General features: G+C 51.7%; 1 protein-coding gene (only partly in view). It reads right to left on the bottom strand.

All coding sequences use genetic code 11. The features are described 5' to 3' along the window. Nucleotides 1-22,270: the 5' portion of a non-ribosomal peptide synthase/polyketide synthase gene (locus ACYCSE_RS21480; RefSeq protein WP_459699796.1), read on the bottom strand. 19,958 nt of this gene lie to the left of the window's left edge; the window shows 22,270 of its 42,228 coding nt (coding positions 1-22,270); it begins with the start codon at nucleotides 22,268-22,270; its stop codon lies off the left edge, out of view.

The following is a 22,270-nucleotide window of genomic DNA, read 5'->3' as shown; positions in this document are numbered from 1 at the left end:
TGACCAAATGGTGAATGGCAATCAGTAAATGATCTCCATCCATGCAGCGGAAAAGTCCCAGCTTCACCAGCGGTCCTTCGTCCAGACGAATGGAACTTTGGATGGCATTGGCTTTCATTTCAATGGCTGCTGCAACATCTGTAATGTTTTGCACATCCGTCAGATCAACAACGTCCAGACGATACAGCTCGCCTTCGTTCAAACCGCGATTCCACGCTTCATAGCCCTGTTCGGTCTGACGGAAGACCATACGCAAAGCATCATGATGCTCAGTTACCTTGGTCACCGTTTCACGCAATGCGGCTTCATCGAAGCCTTGCGCTCTATACAGCATCACCGACTGGTTGAAATAATGTGGCTCTGCTGAGGATTGTCCAAAGAACCATTGCTGTATTGGGGTCAATTTAACTGCCCCCGAAACCACCCGCTGATCGGCTGTACGGCTGACCTTGTGAACATGACCACTCAGCAACGAGACGGAAGGATATTGGAACAAATCCTTCATGTCCAGCTTGTAGCCCGCTTGCAGTAAACGGGAGGATACCTGGATCGCTTTGATCGAATCGCCGCCCAGATCAAAGAAATTATCCAGAATTCCGACTCTCTTCGCTCCTAATACAGCCTGCCAAATGGACACTAACGTCTGCTCCAGCGCTGTGCGCGGCTCTGCATAATCCGCTCCGCTTTGCAGGCTGCCTTCTGGTGCCGGCAGGGCCTTGCGGTCGATTTTACCGTTCGGTGTCAGTGGCATCTGCTCCAGCTGGATGAAATACGAAGGCACCATGTAGTTTGGTAGCTCCTCGCCCAGTAAGCTGCGCAGCTCACCAGCGCTTACTTCCCGTTCAGCAACATAGTACGCCACCAGTTGGTTTTGCCCCTGTTCGTCCGCTTGTGCCAGTACGATGACCTCTTGTACGTCCTCCACCTTCAAAATTTGTGCCTCGACCTCGCCCAGCTCGATCCGATAGCCCCGGATTTTCACCTGATGGTCGATCCGGCCCAAATATTCGATGTTGCCGTCTGGCATCCATCTCGCCAAGTCACCCGTACGGTACATTCGTTCATAGCCGGCTTCCCCAGCCGCAAACGGGTTCGGTACAAATTTCTCAGCCGTCAGCTCTGGGCGATCCAGATAACCCCGGGCCAGACCCGGACCGGACACGCACAGTTCACCCGCTACGCCTACCGGAGCCAAATGTCCATGCACATCCAGCATGTATACCCGATGGTTCGGCACAGGGCGTCCGATGGAAATCAGTTGTCCGGCTCTCTCATCCTCGGATACCGGCCAGATGGACGTCGCCACCGAGTTTTCGGTGGGACCGTATCCGTTGTAGTACGCCACTTGATCCTTCCACTTGTATACCAGCTCGGTTGAAGATGCTGAACCCGCCGTAAACAAAATACGCAGGTTTGGCATCCGTTCTGGCTCCAGATAGACCGCATAGGTCGGCGGCAAAGCTGCTACCGTGATTTGGTGATTCGCCATATATTGCTCAAACCGCTCGTAGTTCAAAATCGTCTCTGACGTTGGTACATACAGTGTGGCTCCACAGAACAGTGCCTGGAAGATTTCCCAGCAAGCCGCATCAAACGAATAGCTGGCGAACAGCAACGCATGATCCGACGTACGGATCTTGAGCGTCTGATCAACATACGTTTTCAGATTGCACAGCCCGTGATGCTCCAGCATCACGCCCTTCGGCTGCCCTGTGGTCCCTGACGTATAAATCACATAGGCTAGATCGTTCGGACCGGACCACGGCTCCAGATTGGAACCATCCTCGTGGTACACCGTTTGCTCCCCATCCAACACCAGCACGTGACCGTCGATAGCTGCTTTGTCCACCAGATGACTTTGTGTCAACAGTAGCTTTGCACCTGAGTCGTCCAGCATATAGCGGATACGCTCCTCTGGATACGTCGGATCGATGGGGACATATGCACCTCCAGCTTTTAAAATCCCGAAGATGCCCACGATCATGTCCACCGAACGCTCGGTCATCAGACCCACCAGACGATCTTTCGTCACGCCTTGACTGCGCAAGGTACGAGCCAAACGATTGGCGCGTGCATTCAGCTCACGATAAGTCAACCGCTCTCCTTCGAAGAACAGTGCTGTCTGCTCCGGCGTCTGCGCGGTTTGCGCCTCGAACAAGCCATGGATCGTTTGCTCGCTTGGATATGCTGCCGCAGTATTACCCCAAGCCTCAACGATTTGCTCACGTTCCCGCGTGGTTACCATATCCAGCTCATGTACGCGAATGTCCGGCTTCGCTGTCACCTGCTCCAGCAGCTGTACCAGATGACCTCGAATTTGCTCTACACTTTCCCGTTCAAAGGCCAAGGCATTATAGCCAAAGCTCATGTGAATGGTATTCCCCGGCAGCACCACCACGTTAAAGTCATAGTTGGTCTGCTCGACAGACTCGGCTCCGGTGATACTGAAGCTGGACTCATTACCGTTGCCTAATTGCTCCAATTGTTCCTCTACCGGATAGTTCTCAAAAATAAGAATATGATTGATCAAATCCTGCTTAAGCTCCGACAGCCCCTGAATTTCATACAACGGGTACGTATCATAGGCATGGGAAGCAATCGATTGCTCTTGGGTTTGCTTCATCACGTCTGAGAATAAGCTGTCCACTTGACTGCGGATACGCACAGGAATGGTATTGATAAACAGACCAATGATGTACTCCACATTCGGAATGTCTGCCGGACGTCCAGATACCACGCTGCCAAACACTACATCATCTGTGCCATTATACTTTTGCAGCAACAGGCCCCAAACGGTCTGCATCAACGTATTGATCGTTACCTGATAACGCTTGGCTACGCGCTGAATGCCAGCCGTTAGATCCGCGCCCAAGTCGAAATCCAAACGCTCTGCCTGATACCCCGTTTTGCCCTGCATTTTAGCCTGTGGCAGGCGGGACTGTTCCTCATATCCTTCCAGAACCTTGCTCCAGTAACCTGATGCTGCCTGACGATCCTGCTGTTCCAGCCATTCGATATATTGACTGTACGGCGTTACAGGGGCCAGTTCAGGCTGCTTATGAGCCAGTATCGCAAAATAACTCGCAAACACTTCGCCTGTCACCAGCGACAAGCACCAGCCGTCCATCACGATATGATGGAAGCTCCATACAAAACGGTACGCATCCTCACCTGTGCGCAAAACAGCCACACGCATCAAAGCATCTTGCGCCAGATCAAAGCCTCTTTGCTTGTCTTTGCGCGTATATTCGAGGATGTACTCGTTTTGCCGCTCTTGCTCCATATCCCGCAAATCCTCTACATACAGTTCGCTGCGCTTATTCCGGTACACGACCTGCAGCGGTTCATCCTTCCAGCCGCTGTAGAAATTCGTGCGCAGTACCGTATGCCGCTGCACCAATACATCCAAACTTGCCGCAAACGCATCCATATTAAAATGTCCTCGCAGATCAAAGGAGGCCTGTTCAAAATAAGCTCCTGATTGCGAATCCATCAGATTGTAAAAGAGCATGCCCTTTTGCATCGGCGTCAGCGCGTATACATTTTCCAGCTCACCGGTATGTGCCGCCTGTTCCGCAATTTGTTCCAGTTCTCTAGTCGTCAGACCTTTGAAGGACACATCACTCGGCGTCAGCTCTGGCTGTTCCTGAGCGACACAGTGCGTAATCACCTCTTGCAAAGCGGATTGCAGCAGGCTCGCCACACGTTCTAGCGTTTCTTGGCGATACTGCTTACGGCTGTAAGCGATCGTCAAGCGCAGCGTGCCTTCCGAGATCATCGCGTTCAAATCCAGCGTATATTGCAGCGGTGAATGGGCATCCTCTGTCTCCCCTGCGCTATAGGATGACCATGTGATTCCACTGTTTTGCACATCCTGATCGACCTGTCCCAAGTAGTTAAAGCTGATTTCCGGTTCTGCTCCAATCGCCTGCGCTTCACCTGATGCAGACGCAGGCGATAAGTAGCGCCATGTGCCATAGGTCAGCCCTTTATGTGGAATGCGGCGCAGACCTTCCTTCGTTTCTTTAATCCGCTGGGCCAGCGTCAGGTTGACATCTGTGTCCAGCAGCACCGGATACAAGCTCGTAAACCAGCCTACTGTACGTGTAATATCCACCTCTGGCAGGATTGCTTCCCGGCCATGTCCCTCCAGATTCACCAGCACCTGTCCGGCGCCTGTCCAGTTGTGCATCGCCAATCCTAACGCGGTCAACAGCAAATCATTGACCTCGGTGTTATAGGCACGATGGGCCTGCTTTAGCAGTTGCTCCGTTTCAGCCTCGGTCCACTCCACCGTCAGCACTTCGCTGTCTGCATTCAAGGAGCCCTCGTAGGCGAAATCCTTAGGCAGCGGTGCCGCTTTCGCTTTGGCCTGTTCCAGCTGCTGCCAGTAGGCTTCATCCGATGCAGCCTCTGGACGGTTGGCGTAAGACGACAACTCCCGTGCCCATGTTTGGAAGGAATCCGTTTTAAAGGGCAATCGTACAGGCTCGCCCTTGATCGCCTGCTCGTAACCTGTCGAGAAATCTTCAAACAGAATTCGCCACGACACCCCGTCCACCACCAAATGGTGAATGACTATGAGCAGATGATCGCCCTCGGCTGTGCGGAACAATCCCAGCTTGACCAGAGGCCCTTCGGACAGGTGAATGCTGCTTTGAATTTCATTTGCCTTCGCTTCCAGCGCTTCCGCATAGGATGCTTGTTCACGGTAGTCTGCGGTTTCCAGCGTATACAATGCGCCTTCATCTACACCGCGTGTCCAAGCCTCGTAACCAGATGAAGCCTGACGGAAAACCGTACGAAGCGCATCATGATGCTTCACGATGTGATCCATGACTTGGCAAACCGCCGTCTCATCAAAGCCCTTGGCACGATAGAGCATGACCGCCTGATTAAAGTGCTGCGGACGCTCGCGCTCCTGCGCAAAGAACCAATGCTGGATCGGAAGCAAAGCAGTTTTCCCGCTCACTTCTCCTTGATCTGCCATACGACTGACCTCATGCATATGCGGTGCCAGCGCTGCAACCGTTGGATACTGGAATAAATCCTTCATGTCCAGCTTATAGCCAGCCTGGAACGCACGGGATGCGATTTGGATCGCCTTGATCGAATCGCCGCCCAGATCGAAGAAATTGTCCAAAATACCGACAGTCTGCAGTCCCAGTACCGACTGCCAGACCGCTACTAGAGCGCGTTCTGGCGCGGTACGCGGCTCTGCATAATCCGTTCCGGTTTGTAGGCTGCCTTCCGGTGCTGGCAGGGCTTTGCGGTCAATTTTGCCATTTGGACTCAGCGGCATCTGCTCCAGCTGTACAAAGTACGACGGCACCATGTAGCTTGGCAGCTCTCGGCCCAGCTCACTTCTCAGCTCGCTAGCACCCATTTCTTGCCCGGCGACATAGTACGCCACCATTTGTTTTTGTCCCGTTTCATCCGCACGCGCCAGCACCACGGCTTCGCGTACCGATTCCACTTGGAGCAGCTGCGATTCGACCTCGCCCAGCTCAATCCGGTACCCCCGGATTTTGACTTGATGGTCGATCCGGCCCAGATATTCAATGTTGCCGTCCGGCATCCATCTCGCCAAATCCCCTGTGCGATACATCCGTTCATAGCCGGCTTCGTCTTCGGCAAACGGGTCTTTCACAAATTTCTCCGCCGTCAACTCTGGACGGTTCAGATAGCCGCGGGCTACGCCGACACCGCCGATGCACAGTTCACCCGCAACCCCGATCGGCTGCAATTGCTCCGTACCTTCCTTCACGACGTACAGACGAATATTTTGAATCGGTTTCCCGATCGGAATTACCGCATATTCCTCATCCGGTTCACAATCGAAGTACGATACGTCCACCGTCGCTTCGGTTGGTCCATACAGGTTGATCAGCTTCGCTCCGGCCAAGCTCGACACAAGCCGCTGGAACCGGGCCACATGCTGTGGCGGCAACGCTTCGCCGCTGGCAAATACGTGGCGCAGCGTGCCCAGCTTCGTTTGCATCACTTCCCGTGGCTGCTGCTCCACGTACTCCAGGAACGCATGCAGCATGGCGGGAACAAAGTGCATCGTGCTCACGCCATCGCGGGCAATCGTATCGACGATGTCTTCCGGGTTCTTTTCCCCACCTACCGACAGCAAGCTCACCTTCGAGCCGACCAGCGACCACCAGAACAGCTCCCACACCGATACGTCGAACGTGAAGGCGGTCTTTTGCAGAACCGTATCTTCCGCACTCAAGCCGTACCGATCATGCATCCACAAAATCCGGTTCAGCACGGAATGGTGCTCCACCATCACGCCCTTCGGTTTCCCGGTGGAGCCAGAGGTATAGATGACATAGGCTACATGGTGCGGTCCGGCCAATGGCTCCAGATTCGAACCGTCTTTGTGGTAAATGTCTTGGCCATCCTGCTCATGACGATCCAGCACCAGCACCTGGCCGTCGAAACTCCGTGAGGCTTGCTCCGCCAAATGCGATTGCGTCAGCACCAGCTTCGCACCCGAATCCTCCAGCATAAAGCGGATGCGGTCCGCCGGATATTCTGGATCGATGGGTACATAAGCTCCGCCTGCCTTGAGGATCGCATAAATGCCTACGATCATGTCCAGCGAACGCTGAACCAGAATGCCTACCGGCTGATCCGGTTCAACCCCTTCCGCACGCAGCGTCCGGGCCAAACGGTTCGCTCGCTCATTCAACTCAGCGTAGGTCAACGATTCCGCTCCGCACAACACTGCCACCTGATCCGGTGTTTTCGCTGCCTGCTGCTCGAACAGTGCACTTAGCGTTTGATCCTGCGGATAAGCTGCCGCCGTATCCCCCCAGACCTGAACGAGCTGTGCCTGTTCTTCCGGTGTCACCAATTCCAGTTCACTCACTCGGATATTCGGATTGTCCACAATTTGTCCGATGACATGGTCGATATGGCCCTGGATACGCTGCATGGCAGACCTGCTATACACGAGCGCATTGTATTCAAGCAGGATGGAGATATCCTCGTCAGGCACGACAATCAGGTTGAAATCGTAGTTGGTTTGCTCGGCAAGTGCCACATTGGCAATCGAGAAGTCCGTCTGTGACCTTGTCTCGTCAGAACCGCCCATCTGCTTCATCTGCTGCCCGATCGGGTAGTTTTCAAAGACCATGATGTGATGAATCAGGTCTTGTTTTTGTTCAGTCAGTGCCTGAATGTCGTACAACGGGAACGTATCATAGACACTGGAGGCCAAAGCCTGCTCCTGCGTACGCTGCAATATTTCAGCAAATGTAGCATTCCATTCACTTTGAATCCGCACCGGTATAGTATTGATAAACAGTCCGATCATGTTCTCCACGCCTGGAAGGTCTGCCGGACGACCGGATACCACACCACCAAACACAACATCCTGATTATTATTGTATTGCTGTAAAATAACACCCCAAACGCTTTGCAGCAATGTGTTAATCGTGACGTGCTGCTGCTTGGCCATTTGGTTTAATGCCGCAGTCCGTTCTTTACCCAACCTAAATGGCAACTTTTCCAAAACATAGCCGGAATGGGAACCCGCACCGCTTCCGTCTGATTCTTCATTGCATGCGACGACAGAAGCTTGTGCGTTCTCACCAGGCAACAAGGTTTGCTGCTCAAAACCTGCCAAATAGTCACTCCAATAACGGGTCGCTTCCTGTGCATCCTGTTGTTCCAGCCATTCGATATAATCACTATAGGGCTTGACAGGTGCGAGCTCTGGCTGTTTGTGCTCCATCAAGGCAACATATGCCCCAAACACTTCGTCCGTCATCAGGGACAGGCACCATCCGTCCATCACAATATGATGGAAGCTCCATACAAAACGGTATGAGCTTTCACCCGTGCGGAAGACGGATACTCGCATAAGCGCATCCTTGCTTAGATCAAAGCCTTGAGCTTTATCCTGGGCCACAAATTCAGCTACAGCGTGTTCGCGCCCTCTGACATCCTCATAACGGAAGCTCGGATTTTTATGACGATAGACGATCTGCAACGGTTGACCATACCAGCCGCTGTAGAAATTCGTCCGTAATATAGCATGCCGGCTAACCAGCAGCTTCAAGCTTTCCTCGAATAGGGACGGTTCAAAGTGCCCCTCCAGATCAAAGGTTGCCTGTTCAAAATACACGCCTGTTTCTGCATTCATCAAACTATGGAACAGCATCCCCTTTTGCATGGGGGTTAGCGGATACACATTTTCCAATTCCCCAACCGTCTTGGTCTGCTCCTTAATCGTATCTAATTGCTCCATTGTCAGACCTTTTAGTAATACATCACTTGGAGTCAATTCGGTCCGCTCCCGTGTGACACAATGCTCGATCATTTCAAGCAGGTTGGATTTCAGCAGATTGGCTAGCATGTGGACGGTGTCCTTACGGAAGGCTTTGCCGTTATATCGAATGTCGAGTTCCAGAATGCCGTTCGTTACGATTCCGCTCACATCGAGAGCATATTTCATCTTCGTCCGGTCACTAGCGACCGTTCCAATTGAGTAAGGAGACCTACGCATACCGCTGTTGTGCGAGTCCTGATCCAGCTGTCCGAGATAGTTAAAGCTTACTTGCGGCTCGGCAAAAGCTTGATATTGACCAGGATTCAGTGTATTGGTTTGCTGACTGGCGACTTGGCCGGATTCACTCAGATGTCTCCAGATTCCGTAGCCCATTCCTTTATTGGGAATATGGCGCAGGCTCTCTTTGACCTGTTTGATGCGTTCCGACCAAGCGTGATTGCGACCGATGTCCAGCAATACCGGATATGGACTCGTAAACCAGCCTACCGTACGAGAAATGTCCGTATCCGGCAAAATGTTTTCACGTCCGTGTCCCTCTAAATTAATCAGGCTGCGTTCATGACCCGTCCACGTGTACAGCATCATGCCCAGTGCCGTCAGAAGCAGATCGTTCACTTCCGTGTTATATGCGCGGTGTGCTTGCTTCAACAGCCGTTCAGTCTCTTCTTCCGTAAGCTGGACGACCACTGTATCCGTGTCAGCCAAGGTAAAGGGCTCAGCCTGTGCTTGATCCTCAGGTAAACGTACTTGGTCAGACAAAGCCGCTGCGTTCCATTGCTCCCAGTAGGCGTGTTCACTTTCCATGGCTGCGCTATTCGCATAGGTGGAAAGTTTTTGTGACCAGGAACGGAAGGAATCCGTTTTGTCCGGCAGCTGAAGCACTTCCTGATGAACGGCCTGTTCATAGGCAGTAGCCAAATCCTCAAACAAAATACGCCAGGATACCCCATCCACCACCAAATGGTGAATCACCATCAACAGATGATCCCCATCTGCACAATGGAACAAGCCAGCCTTTAACAGCGGTCCTTCATACAGCTGGATACTGCTTTGAATTTCACTGGCTTTCGCCTCAATTGCCGCGCTGAGCATAGCTTCATCCGCCAAATTGCTAAAGTCCAGCACGTCCAGATGATACAGCTCGCCTTCCTGTATTCCGCGGTTCCATGCTTTATAGCCTTGCTCGGTCTTGCTGAACACCATCCGCAGTGCATCATGGTGCTCTGCTAGTTTGCCAAGCGCCTGACGCAGCGCAGACTCGTCAAAGCCCTGCTCCCGGTGCAGCATAACCGCCTGATTAAAGTAATGCGCATCCACTTGCGCCTGCGCAAAGAACCCATGCTGGATCGGAAGCAACGCCGTTTCTCCGCTCACTTCTCCCTGATCGGCCATACGACTGACCTCGTGCATATGCGGTGCCAGGGTTGCGACGATGGGATAGCGGAACAAATCCTTCATGTCCAGCTTGTAGCCTGCCTGGAACGCACGCGACACGATTTGAATCGCCTTGATCGAATCGCCGCCCAGGTCAAAGAAATTGTCTAAAATACCGACGGTTGACACGCCCAGGACGGACTGCCAGATCGCTACGAGTGTTCGTTCTGCTACAGTGCGTGGCGCTGCATAATCCGCACCGCTGTGCAGACTGCCTTCTGGTGCTGGCAGGGACTTGCGGTCGATTTTACCATTCGGTGTCAGCGGCATCTGCTCCAACCAGATGAAATACGACGGCACCATATAGCTTGGCAGCTCCCGCCCCAGCTCCTGTCTCAGCTCACCGGCTTTAAGCTCTTGACTCGCCACGTAGTACGCCACGAGCTGTGTTTGGCCCGTTTCGTCCGTGCGTGCCATGATGACCGCTTCTTGTACCGACTCCACCTGCAGCAGCTGCGATTCGATCTCGCCCAGTTCGATCCGGTAACCTCTGATTTTCACCTGATGGTCCATCCGACCCAAATATTCAATGTTGCCGTCCGGCATCCATCTCGCCAAATCGCCTGTGCGATACATCCGCTCATGGTCTGACTTGTCATCAGCAAACGGATTATTCACAAATTTCTCGGCCGTCAGTTCTTCACGTTTCCAATACCCACGGGCCAATCCTTCCCCTGCAATACATAACTCGCCCGGTACGCCGACGGGCTGCAATTCCCCATTCGCATTCATGATATAGATTTGGGTATTTGCGATAGGACGTCCGATATTAATGTCTTGAGCATGAGTCAGTTCCTGTACGGTCGACCACACCGTCGTTTCTGTAGGTCCGTACATGTTATAGATGCGAGGACCGTTTATTTCTTGCAGTGCTGCGAGCAGCTTGGACGGAAGAGCTTCACCCCCGACCATAATGGCCTTCACGTTTCGCAGCGCGCGGGAACCTGATTCATGACCTAGCAGCATTTGTAACCGGGATGGGGTCATTTGCAACATCTCAATATGATGATGTGCAATCAACTCACCCAGTGCCTGCGGATTCACCTGATGCTGGCTGTCGCCAAGCACAACCGTCATTCCACCCAACAGAGGCAAGATGGTCTCCAAGACGAAAATATCGAATGAAATGGTCGTCAGTGACAAAATGGTTTGGCTCGCTTCAAAGTCAATGACTTCGCGCATCCCGGTAATAAAGTTGAGGACCGAGCGATGCTGGAGCATAACTCCTTTCGGATTTCCAGTCGAACCAGACGTATAGATGACATAAGCCAAATGCTCTGGGCGGGCAATCGCCTCCAGGTTGCCGCTCATTCCCTGATACAAGGCTGCATCCTCAAGAAATATGGCATTGGCGTTGCAATGATGCTCTTCCAACAAATCACGACTGGTCAGAAGCACTGTGGCCTCGCTATCTTCCAGCATGTATGCAATACGAGAGGACGGAAATTCGGGATCAATCGGCACATAAGCACCACCTGCTTTGAGAACAGCCAGGAGACCTACGATCATTTCCACGGAACGCTGTACCATCAGTCCGACCAGTTTGTCAGGTCCTACTCCTTGTGCTTGAAGCATTCGGGCCAATGAATTTGCCCGTTCATTCAGTTCCCGATAAGTCAGACGCTGATGTCCAAACACCAATGCCACCTGATCTGGCGTATATTCTACCTGCTCCTCGAACAGCTGATGGATCGTCTGTTTGCATGGGAATGCACAGGCGGTATCATTAAATGCCGCTGTAATCTGTTGTTTTTCCGCTGCTGTGAGTAGTTCCAGCTCTTCAACACGAACATGCGAATTGAGCGAAATTTGCTCCAGCAGGCGTGCAAAATGCCCATACAGACGCTCAATACCTGCTTGATCAAAGCTGAGCGTGTTATACATAAAGCGAATCTTGATGCCTTCACCCGGCATAACGACGACGTTCAGATCATAGTTGGTTTCCTCTGTAGACACCACGTTCGAAATCGTAAATTTTTCCTGTCCACCACTGCCCAACTGCTCTACCTGCTGCTCCACCGGATAATTTTCAAATATCATAATATGGTTAATTAAATCCTGCTTCTGCTCGGTCAGTGCTTGAATTTCATACAGCGGGAACGCATCGTAGGCATTGGAAGCCAGCGCCTGCCGCTGTGTTCGTTTCATCAGCTCGACAAAGGTTTCACCTTGTTCAGACTGCACGCGCACTGGAATCGTGTTAATGAATAGCCCAATCATGTGCTCCACACCTGGAATATCCCCTGGGCGACCGGACACAACGCTGCCGAACACAACATCCGAACTGTTATTATATTTTTGCAACAAGACGCCCCATACCGTCTGAATCAGCGTATTGATCGTCACCTGATTTTGCTTCGCCACTTGTTCGATCTGGGCAACCAGCTCTGGCTGAAATTCGCAATCCAGATCTTCAGCAACATATTCCCCGGTGTGCATCGATTTAGGCTGTATTTTTTGCTGCGGGAGCGTAATTTGCTGCTCATAATCTTCCAGATATCTGCTCCAGTACTGCAGGGCCGCCTCACGGTCCTGACGTTCCAGCCATTCAATAAATCGACTGAACGGCGTAACAGGCTCCAGTACGGGTTTATGACCCGCGCGCAGTGCCAGATAGCTGCCGAATACCTCCTGTGTCATAAAGGACAAGCACCAGCCATCCATCAAAATATGATGGAAGCTCCAGATAAAGTGATATGTTTCATCCCCGGTTTGCAGGATCGAAATACGAATGAGTGCATCCTCTGCGAGATTGAATCCTTTCGCTTTATCGGCAAGGGTAAAAGTCTCAACACGCGCTGCTCGTTCTTCTTTTTCCAGTCCGCGCAGGTCTTCATAGTACAACTCTCCGCTGCGATTGCGGAAAACGACCTGTACAGGCTCATCCTTCCATGAACTGATAAAGTTCGTCCGTAACGCCTCATGACGTTGTACGAGCAGATCAAAGCTTTTGCTGAAAGCAACCACATCAAACCGTCCATTCCATTCAAAGGTGGCCTGCTCAAAATAAGCTGCCGAACTCTCATCCATTAGACTGAAGAAGAGCATACCCTTTTGCATCGGCGTCAAAGCATACACATTTTCTAGTTCACCCATATCTTGTGTATCTTTCACCAATTGCTCCAGCTCGTCCAGCGTTACATGTTTTAACAAGACATCACTTGGGGTCAACACCGTTCTTTCCTGCGCAACGCAATGGCTAATCACCTCACGCAAACCGGATACCAGTAGTTCTCCCAGCCGTTCAATCGTTTCATGACGGAACTGCGTTGTGCCGTAGCGAATAGTGAACATCAGCTCCCCATCCTCGATTAATCCATTGATATCTAGTGCAAAATCCATAGCCGCGTTCGTGCTGACAGGTGCACCAATGGAATAGGAGGAAGGCTCCAGATCGTTGCCTTTATAATCCTGATCGAATTGGCCCAAATAGTTAAAACTGATCTCAGGCTGCGCCTGTAACTGCACGCCTGCTTTCTCCAAAACATTCATATCTGACAGGTATCGCAAAATACCGTAGCCAATACCTTTTTGCGGGATATGACGCAGGTCTTCCTTGACCCGTTTGATCAGACGAGCGGTATTTCCCCCTTGTGCCAGACTTCCATCCAGTACAACCGGGAATTGGCTCGTAAACCAACCGACCGTCCGCGTAATATCCACATCCGGTACAATAGCTTCCCGTCCATGGCCCTCCAGGTTGACCAGCACCCGTTCGGAACCAGACCAGTCATAGACAGCTTTTCCGAGCGCAGCCAGCAACAGGTCATTCATTTCCGTGCTGTATGCGCGATGAGCTTGTTTGAGCAACTGCTCGGTTTCCTGCTTCGTCCAGCGGACAGTCACAACCTCACTGTCTCCGAGCCGTGCATTGTCATTCGTGAAATCCTTCGGCAAAGGCTTCACAAGGCTTACTTCTGCTTGTTCGATATGCTGCCAGTAGGCTAGCTCCCGTCCCATCGTCGCACGATTCGCATAGGCTGACAGCTGTTTAGCCCATACCTGGAATGAATCTGTTTTATGCGGCAGTCGAATAGCTGTGCCTGTTTGACCTGCAACAGCCTGCTCATAACCGGATGCCAAATCCTCCAGCAAAATACGCCACGAAACACCGTCCACAACCAAATGATGAATGACCATTAATAAATGGTCGCCCTCAGCGCAATGGAACAGACCGAGCTTCACAAGCGGCCCCTCGCTCAAATGAATGCTGGCTTGAATTTCACTCGCCTTGGCTTCTACAGCGGTGGATTCGTCTTCAACTCCACTAAAATCTACAATGTCCAGCGTGTATAGCTCGCCTTCCTCCACACTGCGGTTCCAAGCGGCATAGCCCTGCTCCGTCTCACGGAATACCGTGCGCAATGCGTCATGATGCTGGACAATACGGTCCATCGTACGGCGCAACGCTTCTATGTCAAAGCGCCCAGCTCGATACAGCATCATCGCCTGGTTGCTGTGGTGCAGATCAACCGGCTGCTGCTCGAAGAACCACCGTTGAATAGGTGTCAGTTCTACCTTGCCTACGGCCTCTTCCTGGCTGGCAATCTTGCCATCTGTACGAAGCAAAGGACTGAGTGACGCTACCGTCGGATTGCTGAACAAATCCTTCATGTCCAGTCGATACCCTGCTTGCAGCAATCGGGAGGATACTTGCAGCGCTTTGATCGAATCGCCGCCCAGTTCAAAGAAGTTATCCTGCGTACCTACGGCTTCTGCGCCCAGCACCCCAGCCCACACCGAAGCTAATACTTGTTCCACCGTAGTTCGCGGTGCCACATAAGCTGCACCCGTATGGATGCTTCCTTCCGGTTCCGGTAAGGCCTTGCGGTCGATTTTGCCGTTGCTCGTCAGTGGGATCGTCTCCAGTCGCATCAAGCGTGCAGGTACCATATGTGCTGGCAGTGCTGCTTCCAGCTCGGCCTGTACCTCCTCGATCCGCAGCTCGGTTTCTCCTGTGATGTATCCGCACAAATACTTGTGTCCACGCTCATCCGTCCGGTCGATGACTACCGCTTGACGCACACCCGGCACCCGCTGGATCGCCGTTTCAATCTCGCCTAGCTCGATCCGGTATCCGCGGATTTTGACCTGATAGTCCATCCGGCCGATAAAGTCCACATTGCCGTCCGGCATCCACCGCGCCAAGTCACCTGTGCGGTACAATCGTTCACCTGGCACGAACGGATTGGCCACGAACTTCTCGGCCGTCAGGCCCGCACGATTCAGGTAGCCTCGTGCCACCCCGGCACCGCCAATGCACAGCTCGCCCCGTACGCCGATCGGCACCGGATTCAACTGGCTGTCCAAGATGTAAAACCGGGCGTTCAGCCACGCCTGACCAATCGGTACATTGCCGCTACTTGGCAGCTTCGACAGTTCTTCGTCGTAGAAGCTGGAATCAATCGCCGCTTCCGTGACGCCGTAGCTGTTCATAATACGAACATCCGCGCCAAACCGTTCTTGCAGCACCCGATAATCCGTCACGCTGCAGCTATCCGAGCTGGTGATCAGCAATTCCAGACTGCTCATGTCCAGTCCCTGTTCATGCACATGCTGCATGAATGGTACGATTAAAGCCGGTGTGGATTCGAACACCGTAATCTGATAGTCGTGAATCCAGCCGTACAGACGGCTTGGGTCAATCCGGTCGTCTTTCGGGCAGATGACCATCGTGCCACCGTTATAGAGCGCCCGCGCGATATCGCCAACGAATACGTCGAAGGAGAAACTTGCCAGTTGCAGCAAACATACCGGAAACTGGTTCAGACGGTAATCCCGACGGTAGGCCGCGGCTGTGTTTACCAAACTGTGATGCTCGATCATGACCCCTTTCGGACGTCCCGTTGTACCGGACGTGTAGATCACATACGCCAGATCCTGCGGCTCATTGATAGGTTCCACATCCGTGGCATCCGCGGTGTACAGCGACTCATCGTCCAGCGCCAGTACGGTGTGCAGACGCAAGTTCGTTGCGGATTTGGATGCTGCTTCGCTGTCAGGTGGCGAATCTGATTTCAAGCTTAATCCCTCATTAAGGCTGTCTCTTTCCATCGTTTCAATGCTAACCGCCGTTTCCAGCTCGCCCTCAGACTGCCCTCCGGCCAAAGCCTGTCGGCTTTCCTCCAGCCATGCCTGCGCGCGCTCCTGCAAGCCGATTTGCGTCAGCAGCACTGTCGCGCCGCTGTCCTCCAGCATAAAGCGGATACGTTCGGACGGATAATCCGCATCTAACGGTACATATGCCCCGCCGGCTTTCCATACTGCCAATACGCCAACCAGCATGTCCACCGAGCGCTCGCTCAAAATACCAACAATGGATTCGCGCCCAATACCTTCATTCCGCAATCTACGAGCAAGTTGGTTCCCACGCTCGTTCAGCTCACGGTATGTAAGCTGCCGCTCCTCGTATACAACTGCCACGTGATCCGGCGCAAGCTGCGCTTGTTCTTCCACATAGGCGTGGAACAACCCTTCTGATTGCTTTTCATCACTCCATGCAGATACGCCCACTGATCCAAAACCGTCGATGATTTTTGCTTTTTCCGAAGCAGTCACCAGCTCCAGCTCATCTACCAGCGCATCTGGTCTGTTAATCGCTTCTTCAATCATATGCAGCAAATGCTCGCGGATTTGCTCTACAGCTGTGCGTTCCAATACTCGCGCGTTGTACTCCAAATGGACATGAATTTCATCACCCGGCACAACCGTAATGTTGAAATCATAGTTCGTTTGCTCCGATACGGAAGCATTGGCAATCGTAAAACCATTCTCACCACGGCTACCCATTTGCTCCATACGCTGTTCCACTGGGTAGTTTTCAAACACCATAATATGGTTCACCAGGTCCTGTTTTTGCTCTGTCAGGGCCTGAATTTCATACAACGGATAGGTTTCATAAGCACGGGAGGCCAGTGCCTGCTCCTGTATCTGCTTCATTAACGCAGCAAACGTCATATCTTTCTCACTGTGAATCCGTACAGGAACGGTATTAATGAACAAACCAATCATTTTATCGATGCCCGGAATATCCGCTGATCTGCCGGATACGACACTGCCAAATACAACATCCCGACTGTTGTTATACCGTTGCAGCACAACGCCCCACGCTGCTTGCAGCAGTGTATTGACCGTCACTTGCTTTTGCTTAACCAGCTTGTTCATCCGTTCCGTCACTTCGCGGTCCAGTGTAAACAAAAGTTTGTCCGCTTCATATTCTTTAGCGTGACCGTCCAGCTGTTTTGCCTGCGGCAATACCGTCTGCTGCTCGAAACCAGCAAAATAATCACTCCAGAACCGTTCAGCCTCTGCTTTGTCCTGCCGCTCTAGCCATTCAATATATTCACTGTATGGCGTTACCGGGACAAGCTCCGGCTTGCGGTCTTCGAGGATGGCAAAGTACGTATTAAATGCCTCTCCTACAATTAGGAACAGACACCAGCCGTCCATCAAAATATGGTGGAAGCTCCACACAAAACGGTAGGATTCCTCGCCTGTACGCAAAATAGACACCCGCATCAGCTCGCCTGAGCTGAAATTAAAGCCTTCGGCTTTGTCATGCTCAGCAAAACCAGCAATGTATGCGTCCTGCTCTCCTTGTCCCATTGAACGAACATCTTCAAAACGGAACCCGGCATGTTTATGACGGTACACCACCTGTAAAGGCTGCTCATTCCATCCGCTATAAAAATTCGTTCTGAATATTTGATGGCGATCCACCAGTTGATTTAAGCTTTCGGCAAAAGCCTCCACTTGAAAGCTGCCTTGCAGATCAAATGTCGCCTGCTCAAAGTACGCCCCGGATTTCGGCTCCATTAAGCCATGGAACAGAATGCCTTTTTGCATCGGTGTTAACGAATAAATATTTTCTAATTCTCCCGCAGTAGCCGTCTGCTCTACAATATGATCCAGCTCTCCAGCCGTCAGTCCTTGGAAGGACAAGTCGCTTGGCGTCAGCTCTGGCAACTCTTTTTCCACACAGTGAGCCAATACCTCACGCAAGCTCTCCTGCAGCAGATCAGCCAGCTTTTTGATTGATTTTTTCATGAACGTTTTGTTGCTGTAGCTGATCGTCAGTTCCAGTGCACCGTCCGTGATCATGCCGTTGATATCCAGAGCATACCGCTTGGTTAACGTGTCACTAATGGAAGCTCCGATGGAATAAGGAGACATGCGAAAGGCATTTTTCTTTAAATCCTGATCGAATTGTCCGAGATAGTTAAAGCTGATTTCCGGCTCGGCGACAAAAGCGGCTTCCCCTTCCCCGTCAGCAAGATATCTCAAAATCCCGTATCCAATTCCTTTATGCGGCAAACGGCGCAGTCCTTCTTTGACGTTCTTGACACGCCGTCCCACATTCTGTTCCTCGCCCATATCGAGTACAACCGGGAATTGGCTGGTAAACCAACCGACCGTACGCGTAATATCCACATCCGGCAAAATAGCTTCCCGTCCGTGACCCTCCAGATTTACAAGCACCTGACGGATGCCTGCCCACTCCTGAATTGCGGTGCCCAGAGCTGTCAGCAATAGGTCGTTCGCTTCCGTATTGTAGGCCCGGTGTGCCTGCTTCAAAAATTGTTCTGTTTCTTCGACTGTCCACGCTACTGTCAGTGTCCGATCATCGCGAAGCTGTGGCTTGGCCTGAGATTTACGAGTGTAATCTTTAGGCAAGGATGTCTGACTCTTCCCTGCTTGCTCAATCTGCTCCCAATACGCACGCTCGTTCTCCAACGCTCTACTGCTCGCATAAGCGGACAGCTGGTCTGCCCAAAGGCGGAAGGAATCTGTCTTATTAGGCAAACGGACAGACTCGCCCCGTAAAGCCTGCTCATAGCCGGATGCCAAATCCTCCAGCAAAATACGCCAAGACACGCCGTCGACCACAAAATGGTGAATCGCTATCAACAAATGGTCTCCATCCGGGCAACGGAACAGACCCAGCTTCACCAAAGGGCCTTCATCTAAACGGATACTGCTTTGAATTTCGCTGGCTTTGTTCTCCAGCAAATGAGCAAAGTCAGACTCATTTGTAAAATCAACCACTTCGAGGCTGTACAGTTCCCCTTCTTGCACGCCACGGTTCCATACTTCATATCCACCGTCCACATTTTGGCGGAATACGATGCGCAAAGCGTCATGATGCTCGACAATGCATTGCAGTGCCTGATGAAGCGCCGTTTCGTCCAAACGATCCTCACGGTGCAGCATCAGAGCCTGATTATAGTGCTCAGGATTGGATGGCTGCTGCTCAATGAACCAGTGTTGAATCGGTGTCAATGCCACGTTTCCACTGACTTCTCCTTGATCGGAAACGCGGGTCACCCGCTGCACCCGTCCATTCAGCTCAGCAATCGTCGGATACTGGAACAGCTCTCTCATTTCCAGCTTGTAACCATTTTGCAGCAGTCTTGAAGACACCTGGATGGCCTTAATCGAGTCGCCCCCCAGATGGAAAAAGTTATCCAGCACACCAATATGCTCGATACCAAGTACAGATTGCCACACGGACACTAGCGTCCGTTCTACCTCATTACGGGCTGCTACGTAATCCTCACCGGAATCCACGCTGCCCTCCGGTTGCGGCAACGCCCGACGATCCACTTTGCCATTTGGTGTCAACGGCAATTGCTCCAGCTGCACAAAATATGACGGTACCATGTAACCCGGCAATTCTTGGCTCAAGGCGCTTCGCAGCTCACTAGCCGCGATATCCGCAAGGGTGACTACATATGCACAGAGCTGCTTTTGCCCCTGCTCATCCTCACGTGCAATGACGACGGCTTCTTGCACCGCTTCCAGCTTCAACAGCTGCGCTTCCACCTCACCCAGCTCGATCCGGTAGCCCCGAATTTTCACCTGTGCGTCGATCCGTCCTTTGTATTCCAGCGTCCCGTCCTCATTCCAGCGCACCAAATCGCCTGTGCGGTAGCAGCGCTCTCCGCTGCGGAACGGACTATCTACGAACTTTTCAGCCGTCAAATCCGGACGGTTCCGGTAGCCACGTGCCACCCCGTCGCCGCCGACGATCAACTCCCCCCATGCCCCAACAGGCTGAAGCTGCATGGAACGATCTACGACATACGCTGTGGAGTTGTGGATCGGACGCCCAATCGGCACCGCTTCCAATTGCACGCTGGCAATCGCATGAGTTGTAGAAAAAGTTGTATTTTCTGTCGGCCCATAGCCGTTAATGATCCGCAGGGACGGATGAGCCTCCAGCACCCGGTTAATGTGCGGTACGGACAGCACATCACCACCGACCAGCAGTTCTTGTACCCCCTCGAACAGCTCCAAGTCCTGCTGAGATAGCTGGTTAAAGAGCGGTGCAGTCAGCCACATTGTCGTGATACCATGGTTGCGCACGGCTTCCTTGAGCTTTGGAGCGTCCAAAATGACATCCTGACTTACCAGCACGAGCTGTCCACCATTTAGTAGCGCACCCCAAATTTCGAAGGTGGACGCGTCAAAGACAACAGCGCCAGTTTGCAAAATGCGTGTATCAGCATCTAATTGCGCATAGTTTGTACTTTTCACCAAACGCACAACATTGCGATGTTCTACCATAACCCCTTTGGGCTGTCCGGTTGTGCCCGAAGTGTACATCAAATAAGCTAGTCGGTTTCCAAAATTACGTTCTTGTTCTGCAGCAGTGCTGTCTACGATAGACGAGGATGATTCATTTAAAATCTCATTTTTCAGATTTGTATAATCGGTATAATCCGCATGATAAGCCTCGTTTTGCTCCCAATGTACGGTATTCAAGCTTTGGTCATTCTCTGCCCCGTACACCTTAGTATCGCTCAGATCCAGTACGATTCCGGTGTATTCCTCCGGTTGCTGTTCTGCGCGCTGCACCAGCAGCAACTTCGCCCCCGAATCTTCCAACAGGTAACGTACACGTTCAGCGGGATAATCAGGATCAATCGGTACATATGCGCCGCCCGCTTTGAGAATCGCCAACATGCCGACGATCATATCCGTGGAACGCTCAGCAACGATACCTACAGTTTGCTCGGCGGTAACACCGTGTCCGCGCAACGTGTGAGCCAGTCGATTTGCTTTTACATTCAGTTCGCCATAAGTTAAACGGGCATTTCCGAACACAACTGCTGTCTGATTCGGTGTACGTTCAGCCTGTTCCTCAAACAATTCATGAATGCCTGCTTCGTGTGGATATTCCACCGCTGTAGCATTGAATACGTCGACGATTTGCGCCCGTTCTTCCTCACTGATCAGCGACAATTCCTGTATCCGCTTGTGTGGGCCCTGCACCATATGCTCCGCCACACTCAAAAATTGTCGAATAATTCGAGCAATTTCCTGTTCACTAAACAGTTCGGTACGATAATCTAGGTACAGCACGAGTCTATCATCATCCAGCATTTCAACCATGTGAATATCGAAGTCGTTCACCGTATCTCCGCAGAAATCGTTATCTACCTGCTGAATGGCTTCATCAAACCGGGAGAAACTCAAAGTACGGTACTGAATGGAAGCACCAAACAGACGCTGAATGTCCAGACTGCTTTGCTGTTCACGCAAATCCTGAATAATTTTGTTGTACGGGTAACGCTGATGCCGCAAAATAGACGCCTGCTCCTTCCCTACACCCTGCAGGAAGGTCAGCAGTTCGGATTCTGGTTCGACCAACAGGCGCGTAGCCACAGTGCTGACGAACATACCGATGGTATCCTTTTCCTTCTTAGACGTACGGTTGGCATAGAGTGTCCCCACGCTTAAGTCCTGCTCTCCCGTCACTTTATGCAAATAAATATACAGAGCCGCCAGGAAGAACGTAAAAATACTAATTTTATGTTCCTCGCAAAAAGCCGTAACACCACGATACAACTCATGTTCCAGTATAAAGCTCTCCCGGCGTGCAGCTGTGCTCAGTGTCAGCGGGTTATATGATTTCAAACCTGTAGTCTCTGGCAAATCAGCAAACTTTTCCGTCCAGTACGTTTTGTCCTTTTGATAACGGTCTGATTGCTCATAGCTTTGCTCTAAATCCAGATAGGGAATGCCCTTGGTCGGCGTATCTTGACCTGTACCATGCACAATATCCATATAATGTCCGGTGATTTCATTAATGGCCTGATTCATGGACACGCCGTCTGAGATAATATGATGCATTTTAAAATTAAACCAGGTTTCTTCTGCTCCGAGCTGCAAGATAACAAATCGGTACAGCTGCGAATCCAACAATGAGAACGGCTGTGGATTATGGCGCTTTAACCATTCCTTTGCTTCTTCCGGGATAACTTGGAGCGTTTCTATACTTTCCGCCGTAAACGGCTCTACATATTGATACGGAATCCCATCCTGAGCAGTAATTTTGATACGAAAAGAATCATTTTGGGCAATTACCCGGTTCATTGCTTGCTGCAAGGCATCTATACGAACAGTTCCCCTGATTTTTACTGTTGCAATAATTGTTGATGTGTTCCGATTAGGATACAGAAGCTCCGTATACCAAATCCGTTGCTGTGGCTGGCTTAGCGAAAACAATTGAACATCTTGCTGTGTCAT

Source organism: Paenibacillus sp. SEL1 (genome assembly GCF_054602535.1).
This window is presented reverse-complemented; position numbering and strand designations above follow the sequence as displayed.